General features: G+C 62.0%; 3 protein-coding genes, 1 rRNA gene and 1 other annotated feature. Of the genes, 1 reads left to right on the forward strand and 3 read right to left on the reverse strand.

Features of this window, described 5'->3' with window-relative positions; translation table 11 throughout:
* Positions 1-239: 239 nt before the first annotated feature.
* Complete coding sequence (locus KPB06_RS22090; protein ID WP_124658345.1) at positions 240-1,391, forward strand: porin; 1,152 nt, start codon at positions 240-242, stop codon at positions 1,389-1,391.
* A 288-nt stretch (positions 1,392-1,679) separates the two neighbouring features.
* Here KPB06_RS22090 and KPB06_RS22095 read toward each other — a convergent pair whose 3' ends face one another.
* The 3 genes from KPB06_RS22095 to rrf form a co-directional block, all read right to left on the reverse strand.
* Positions 1,680-3,353 carry a long-chain fatty acid--CoA ligase gene (locus KPB06_RS22095; protein ID WP_124658346.1) on the reverse strand — a complete coding sequence of 558 codons (1,674 nt, stop codon included), beginning with the start codon at positions 3,351-3,353 and terminating at the stop codon, positions 1,680-1,682.
* A 137-nt stretch (positions 3,354-3,490) separates the two neighbouring features.
* Positions 3,491-5,566, reverse strand: coding sequence for a molybdopterin-containing oxidoreductase family protein (locus KPB06_RS22100; protein ID WP_124658347.1), 2,076 nt, complete (start codon positions 5,564-5,566; stop codon positions 3,491-3,493).
* 378 nt (positions 5,567-5,944) lie between these two features.
* Positions 5,945-6,057: ribosomal RNA gene (rrf, locus tag KPB06_RS22105) — 5S ribosomal RNA — on the reverse strand.
* A gap of 200 nt (positions 6,058-6,257) precedes the next feature.
* Positions 6,258-6,356: a sequence feature (23S ribosomal RNA rRNA prediction is too short), on the reverse strand.
* Between the last annotated feature and the right edge of the window lie 91 nt (positions 6,357-6,447).

Raw genomic sequence — 6,447 nt, forward strand, 5'->3', positions numbered from 1 at the left:
AAGGCACGAGTCCGCTGCGTAACCGACTTGATTATTCAGCGGAAATTGCGGTTAACCCGTGATTTTAACCATTGTTGCATAAAGGAAACATGGCGACCTTGAGCAGCAGCATTTCGCTTTGTGGCAAAAATCGGCTTTGCTACATTACGTCCGACTTCTTGCGAAGTTGATGGGGCTCGTCGACAGAACATAACTATCCGCCCCGTCAAAAAAATTCAGTGATTCTTGGAGATCCGCTAATGAAAAAGTCGCTTCTCGCGCTCGTCGCGCTGGGCGCGTTCGCTGGCGCTGCCCATGCGCAAAGCAGCGTGACGCTTTACGGCATCATCGATGAAGGCTTCCTCTTCAACAACAACGCAGGCGGCAAGCACCTGTACGGCCTCGCCAGCGGCGTGATGCAAGGCAGCCGCTTCGGCCTGCGCGGCACCGAAGATCTCGGTGGCGGCCTGAAGGCGATCTTCACCCTCGAAAACGGTTTCGACGTGAACAGCGGCAGGCTCGGTCAAGGCGGCCTGATGTTCGGTCGTCAGGCTTACGTCGGCCTGTCGAGCCCGTACGGTACGGTCACGCTGGGTCGTCAGTACGACTCCGTCGTCGACTTCGTCGGCCCGCTCGAGGCAGGCGACCAGTGGGGCGGCTACATCGCCGCTCACCCGGGCGACCTCGACAACTTCAACAACGCGTATCGCGTGAACAACGCGGTCAAGTTCACGAGCGCGAACTACGGCGGCCTCACGTTCGGCGGCCTGTACAGCTTCGGCGGTCAGGCGGGCCAGTTCTCGAAGAACCAGGTCTGGTCGCTCGGCGCCGGCTACACCAACGGCCCGTTGGTGTTGGGCGTCGGTTACTTGAACGCACGTACGCCGAACCAGTTCGGCGGCATGTTCAACAACGGCTCGACGTCTTCGTCGGTCTCGTCGCCGGTCTACGGCGCGTACGCGAACAACGCGAACACGTACCAGGTCATCGGCGCGGGCGGCGCCTACACGTTCGGCGCGGCGACGATCGGTGCGACGTACTCGAACACGAAGTTCAAGGGCTTCTCGGCAGGCCCGTTCGTGAACCAGACCGCGACGTTCAACAACGGCGAAATCAACTTCAAGTACCAGTTGACCCCGGCGTTGATCCTCGGCGCGGCGTACGACTACACGCAAGGCAGCAAGATCGACGGCAACTCGGCGGCCAAGTACCACCAAGGCTCGCTGGGCGTCGACTACTTCCTGTCGAAGCGCACCGACGTCTACGCGATCGGCGTGTACCAGCACGCATCGGGCAACGTGCTCGATTCGAACGGCAACGTCCTGAAGGCAACGGCAGCGATCAACGGTCTGGCCGGGTCGAGCACGAGCAATCAGGTCGCGGCACGCGTCGGTATCCGTCACAAGTTCTAATCAGCTTGTCTGACAAGCCGCGGCATATTGAAGGCGCCTTCGGGCGCCTTTTTCTTTTCCGGGGCGGCGGGGAGGCCGGCGGGTGGCGGGGCGGCGGCAGTGGGTCGAGCGGGTCGACGGTAGACGCACGTCGTGGCGCGCCGTCCCTTCCCCCCGACCGTCAGGCCGAAACGCGAGGCTTGCCGCGGTCTCCCGCACGTAGCGCGCGCTTCCGTCATCCAGCCCGCCCCACAGACAAAAAACCCGGCAAGTGCCGGGCTTTCTCGTTCGATCGCATCGTTGCGCGCGTTACGCGCGTCCGTCGCGCAGTTCGCGCCGCAGGATCTTGCCGACGTTCGTCTTCGGCAGCTCCGTGCGGAACTCGACCAGCTTCGGCCGCTTGTACCCGGTGAGCCGCTCCTTGCAATAGGCGAGGATGTCCTTGTCGGTCAGCGCCGGATCCTTTTTCACGACGAACAGCTTCACGGCTTCGCCGGAATGCTCGTCCGGCACGCCGACCGCCGCCACCTCGAATACGCCCGGATGCGACGCCACCACGTCCTCGACTTCATTCGGATACACGTTGAAGCCGGATACGAGAATCATGTCCTTCTTGCGATCGACGATCTTCACGTAGCCGCGCGCATCCATCACGCCGACATCGCCCGTCTTGAAGAAGCCGTCCGCGAACATGACCTTCGCGGTCTCATCCGGCCGGTTCCAGTAGCCGGCCATCACCTGCGGTCCGCGGATGCAGATCTCGCCGGGTTCGCCGAGCGGGACGTCGTTGCCGGCATCGTCGCGGATCGCGACTTCGGTCGACGGCAGCGGCAGACCAATCGTGCCGCTGTATTCGGTCGCCGTCACGGGGTTGCAGGTGGCCACCGGCGACGTTTCGGACAACCCGTATCCTTCGATGATCGCGGTGCCGGTCTTTTCATACCAGCGCTTCGCCACGCCTTCCTGGATCGCCATGCCGCCACCGTTGGCGATCACGAGCTTCGACAGGTCGAGCTGACCGAATTCGGGATGGTTCAGCAGCGCGTTGTACAGCGTGTTGACGGCCGGAATCGTCGAGATCTGGTAGCCCTTCAGCTCCTTGATCATGCCGGCGATGTCGCGCGGGTTCGGAATCAGGATGCCCATGCCGCCCGTGCGCATCGTCAGGAAACCGCAGACGGTCAGCGCGAACACGTGATACAGCGGCAGTGCGACGACCGTCACGAACTGTTTCACGTCCGGGAATTTCTCATGAGCCGGATGGTGCCAGGCGCCCGCCTGCAGCACGTTCGACACGATGTTCCGGTGCAGCAGCGTCGCCCCCTTCGCGACGCCGGTCGTACCACCCGTGTACTGCAGGAACGCGACGTCGTCGGGGCCGATTTTCTGCGGCTTGAACGTCTGCCGCGCGCCTTCGGACAGCGCGGCCTTGAAGCGCGTGAACGACGGCAGTTGCCACGCCGGCACCATCTTCTTCACGTTGCGCACGACGTAATTGACGAGCCATCCCTTGATGCCCAGCAGGTCGCCCATCGATGCGACGACCACGTGCTTGACGGCCGTATTGGCGATGACGGCCTGCAGCGTCGACGCGAAATTCTCCAGGATGACGATCGCCTCGGCACCACTGTCCTTCAGTTGATGCTCGAGCTCGCGCGGCGTATAGAGCGGATTGACGTTGACCACGGTATAGCCGGCGCGCAATACCGCGGCGATCGTCACCGGGTATTGCAGCACGTTCGGCATCATGATCGCGACGCGCGCCCCGCGTGCCAGACCGCGGGATTGCAGCCACGCACCGAACTGGCGCGACAGCGTGTCGAGTTCGCCGTACGTGATGCCCTTGCCCATGCAGACGAACGCGGTACGGTCCCGATACTGACGGAAGCTCTCGTCGAGCAGGTCAGGGACAGACGGATAAGGCGAGGAGTCAATTTCGGCTGGAACGCCGGGTGGGTACGATTTCAGCCAAATTTTGTCCATACCGCGCGTCTCCTCACAGATTTTCGAATGGTCGTGCTAAAACGCATCCTAACGGCTCCCCCGCCCCGAGACAACAGGGTTAGATGTCCACTTCGAACTTCCCTATCGATATCGTCTGATCATACGGCAATATTCGATCAAATCCGCTCAACTTCCACAAGACAATCGTAAAACGTCGCCGAATTACCCAGATCGGTCAGCGCCTGGCTCGTCACTTCGTTCGCGTTCCTGCCGTCCGGCGACAGCTTCTTCCACCAGATCGACAACCCGACGACCAGCCCGGCACGCGCACGGTCAGTGATTCGCGCAAGCGCCTGCATCGAGCCGCGGTCATTGAAGATGCGGACGACGTCGCCCTCCGCGATGCCGCGCGCGCTGGCGTCGGACGGGTGCATGTCGAGGTGCGGCTCGCCTTCCGTCGAGCGCAGGCTGTCGACGTTCACGAACGTGCTGTTCAGGAAGTGGCGGGCCGGCGGCGAAATCATCGCCAGCGGATAGCGTGCGGCGAGCTCGGGCGCGGCTTCGGCCGATTCGAACGGCGGCAGGTAGTCGGGGACGGGGTCCTTGCCCATCCGCTCGAGCCGCGGGCTGTAGAACTCGCACTTTCCCGAAGGCGTGCGGAAGCCGCCGTTCGCGAACGGCGCGTCCAGCAGCTTGAGCTTCAGCCAGCCGGCCTGCTTCAGCGTGTCCCAGTCGCTGTCGAGCGCCGGATCGTCCCAGCGAAGCGCCGCGCGCGCGACCTCTTCGTCGCTGTGATAGAGCGCGGGCTCGTCGAGTCCCATACTGCGTGCGATCCCGCGGAAGATATCCGTGTTCGGCCGCGCGTCTCCCACCGGCGGAATCGCCGGCAGGTTCGCCATCACGTAGGTGTGGCCGTACGACTTATGGACATCCAGATGTTCGAGCTGCGTGGTCGCCGGCAAGACAATGTCGGCGAAATCGGCCGTATCTGTCTTGAAGTGCTCTAGAACGACCGTGAACAGATCGTCGCGTGCGAAGCCTGCGGCGACCTTCGACGAATCGGGCGCGACCGCGACCGGATTCGAGTTGTACACGATCACCGCTTCGACTTTCGGCCCGAATGTCGCGTCGCCCGGGTGCAGCAACGCGTCGCCGATCGCATTCATGTTGATGATGCGCGGCAGCTTGTGCGGCCAACCCGGCATCAGATCCGGACGCAGCAGCGCCGCTTGGTTGACCGGTGCGGATTCCGACGACGAGAGCAGCAGCCCACCGGCCCGATCGCGCCATGCCCCGGTCAACGCCGGCAGGCTGGCGATCGCGCGCACGGCATTGCCGCCGCCGCGAACGCGCTGCATGCCGTAGTTGAGGCGGATCGAAGCCTTGCGGGTGGCGCCGTAGCGACGCGCAAGATCGATCAGTTCCGATGGGTCGATGCCGCAGATCTGCGCAACGCGTTCCGGCGGATAGGACATGGCGCGCGCCTTGAGCGCGTCGAAGCCGAGCGTATGGTCGGCGATGTAACGGTGATCGAGCAGGTTTTCGGTAATCAGCACATGCATCATGCCGAGCGCAAACGCGCCGTCGGTACCGGGCTTCAATGCGATGTGCTGGTGGCATTTCTCCGCGGTCAGCGAACGATACGGATCGATCGCGACAAGACGCGCGCCCCGGCGCTTCGCTTCCTGCGCGCGGGTCCAGAAGTGCAGGCTCGATGCAATCGGATTCGCGCCCCATATCAGAATCAGCTCGCTTTCCTCGAAGTACTCGAGATGCATGCCGACGTTGCCGCCGTACGTATATCGCAACCCCGCTGCGCCGGCTGCCGAGCAGATCGTGCGCTCGAGCCGCGAGGCGCCGAGCTTGTGAAAGAAGCGCTGGGCGATGCCCTCGCCTTGCACGAGCCCCATCGTTCCCGCATAGCTGTATGGCACGATCGCCTCCGGCGCGCGCGCGGCGATTTCACCGAGTCGACGCCCAATCTCGTCGAACGCCTCGCTCCAGCTGATTGGCATGAAACGCCCTTCCCCCTTGGCACCGACACGCTTGAGCGGGACAGTGAGGCGGTCGGGATGATGAACGCGATCCGCGTATCGGCTGACTTTCGTACACAACACGCCCTGCGTCGGCGGATGGTCGGGATCGCCCGTGACCTTGATCGCCTTGCCATTTTCGACGGTCACACGCATTGCGCATGTGTCCGGACAATCATGCGGGCAAACGGCCCGGGCTACTTGGGTGGCGGCGTTCATGGTCTTGAATGCAGAGATGGGGATTTGCAAATTTTACGTGGACACGCTGAATAACGCGTTCATTTCGCACCGATTGGGGATTATCTGACCGAAGACCAAGTGGAGGTGCCGGGTGCGGTGGAGGGAAAGCAACCGCACTGGACTGCTTGCCGGTGAGGCGCTTCAAGGCAAATGCGACCTTGATCGGAGATACGGCCAGTATGCGGCTGAATCACTAGAGATGGCAGCCATTGGGAGAATCGACGCCGCGATCGATGTGTCGGACGGGAAGTTCACTCAGGTAGGTCACCTTGGCAACGCTTTGCCCGTCCGCGTGCATTTCCATCGCTGAAATGCAAAAACCCCCGCCTTGTCGGGCGGGGGTTTCTGGCTTAGGGAGCCTGACGATTACCTACTTTCACACGGGAATCCGCACTATCATCGGCGTAGAGTCGTTTCACGGTCCTGTTCGGGATGGGAAGGGGTGGGACCGACTCGCTATGGTCATCAGGCAAAGGGGGTTGTTGCGTTGCTTCGCAGCGCAACCAATCCTGGAAGAAGCAGTAATCTTGATTTGGGTTGTGAGCTGTATCTCACACGTACGCGGTACTTCAACCGTCGTACGTCGAGTGCCTTGCACTCGACGCTCGATGTCCGTAAGCGCTAAAGCGCTAACGGGCATCGAGACAGACTTGTTATAGGATCAAGCCTTACGGGCAATTAGTATCGGTTAGCTGAACGCATTACTGCGCTTACACACCCGACCTATCAACGTCCTGGTCTCGAACGACCCTTCAAGGAGGTCAAGCCTCCAGGGATATCTCATCTTAAGGCGAGTTTCCCGCTTAGATGCTTTCAGCGGTTATCTCTTCCGAACATAGCTACCCGGCGATGCCACTGGC

The sequence above is a fragment of the Burkholderia semiarida genome (genome assembly GCF_029268935.1).
GTDB classification, from domain to species: Bacteria; Pseudomonadota; Gammaproteobacteria; order Burkholderiales; family Burkholderiaceae; genus Burkholderia; species Burkholderia semiarida.

Excerpts from the sequence above, each read along its gene's own strand:
- KPB06_RS22095 (WP_124658346.1), bottom strand. The coding sequence starts at position 3,353 with ATGGACAAAATTTGGCTGAAATCGTACCCACCCGGCGTTCCAGCCGAA.
- KPB06_RS22090 (WP_124658345.1), top strand. The coding sequence starts at position 240 with ATGAAAAAGTCGCTTCTCGCGCTCGTCGCGCTGGGCGCGTTCGCTGGC.
- KPB06_RS22100 (WP_124658347.1), bottom strand. The coding sequence starts at position 5,566 with ATGAACGCCGCCACCCAAGTAGCCCGGGCCGTTTGCCCGCATGATTGT.